Source organism: Teichococcus wenyumeiae (assembly GCF_003696345.1).
Lineage (GTDB): Bacteria > Pseudomonadota > Alphaproteobacteria > Acetobacterales > Acetobacteraceae > Pseudoroseomonas > Pseudoroseomonas wenyumeiae.
In genome coordinates this window covers 1-1,193 of sequence record NZ_RFLX01000153.1, presented here as the reverse complement: position 1 = coordinate 1,193, position 1,193 = coordinate 1, and the positions used below count along the sequence as shown (strand labels likewise).

The window sequence follows — 1,193 nt, the reverse complement described above, 5'->3', positions numbered from 1 at the left end:
GACGATGGCGAAGGCTAAGTTTGAGCGGAACAAGCCGCACTGCAACATTGGCACGATCGGGCATGTGGACCATGGCAAGACGTCGCTGACGGCGGCGATCACCAAGGTTCTGGCCAAGTCGGGCGGTGCGTCGTTCACGGCGTACGACCAGATTGACAAGGCGCCGGAAGAGCGGGCGCGCGGCATCACGATCTCGACGGCGCACGTTGAGTACGAGACGGCGAACCGTCACTACGCGCATGTGGACTGCCCGGGCCACGCCGACTACGTGAAGAACATGATCACGGGCGCGGCGCAGATGGACGGCGCGATCCTGGTGGTGTCGGCGGCTGACGGCCCGATGCCGCAGACGCGCGAGCACATCCTGCTGGCGCGCCAGGTTGGCGTGCCTGCCCTGGTGGTGTTCCTGAACAAGTGCGACATGGCCGATCCCGACCTGCTGGAGCTGGTCGAGATGGAAGTGCGCGAGCTGCTGAGCAGCTACCAGTTCCCGGGCGACGACATTCCGGTGATCAAGGGCTCGGCGCTGATGGCGCTGGAAGACAAGTCCCCCGAGCTGGGCGAGCAGGCGATCCTGAAGCTGATGGAGGCGGTGGACGCCTACATTCCGCAGCCGGAGCGTCCGAAGGACCTGCCGTTCCTGATGCCGATCGAGGACGTGTTCTCGATCTCGGGCCGTGGCACGGTGGTGACGGGGCGCATTGAGCGCGGCATCGTCAAGGTCGGCGAGGAAGTCGAGATCGTCGGTCTGAAGGACACGACGAAGACGACGGTGACCGGCGTTGAGATGTTCCGCAAGCTGCTGGACAGCGGCGAGGCGGGCGACAACATCGGCGCGCTGCTGCGCGGCACGAAGCGTGAGGACGTGGAGCGCGGCCAGGTGCTGGCGAAGCCCGGCTCGATCACGCCGCACACCAAGTTCAAGGCGGAAGCCTACGTGCTGACGAAGGAAGAGGGCGGCCGCCACACGCCGTTCTTCACCAACTATCGTCCGCAGTTCTACTTCCGCACGACGGACGTGACGGGCGTGGTGACGCTGCCGGACGGCGTTGAGATGGTGATGCCGGGCGACAACGTGACGATGAACGTCGAGCTGATCGCGCCGATCGCCATGGACCAGGGCCTGCGCTTCGCCATCCGCGAAGGCGGCCGCACCGTCGGCGCCGGCGTCGTCGCCGAAATCAGCGCGTAAG

At 65.9% G+C, this 1,193-nt stretch carries 1 protein-coding gene; it reads left to right on the top strand.

All coding sequences use genetic code 11. The annotated features are described in order from the left end of the window. The first annotated feature begins 4 nt into the window (after positions 1–4). The gene (gene tuf / locus EBE87_RS28320) at positions 5–1,192 is read left to right on the top strand and encodes an elongation factor Tu (protein ID WP_120641291.1); all 1,188 of its coding nucleotides are present in this window, start codon (positions 5–7) and stop codon (positions 1,190–1,192) included. The last annotated feature ends 1 nt before the right edge of the window (position 1,193 follow it).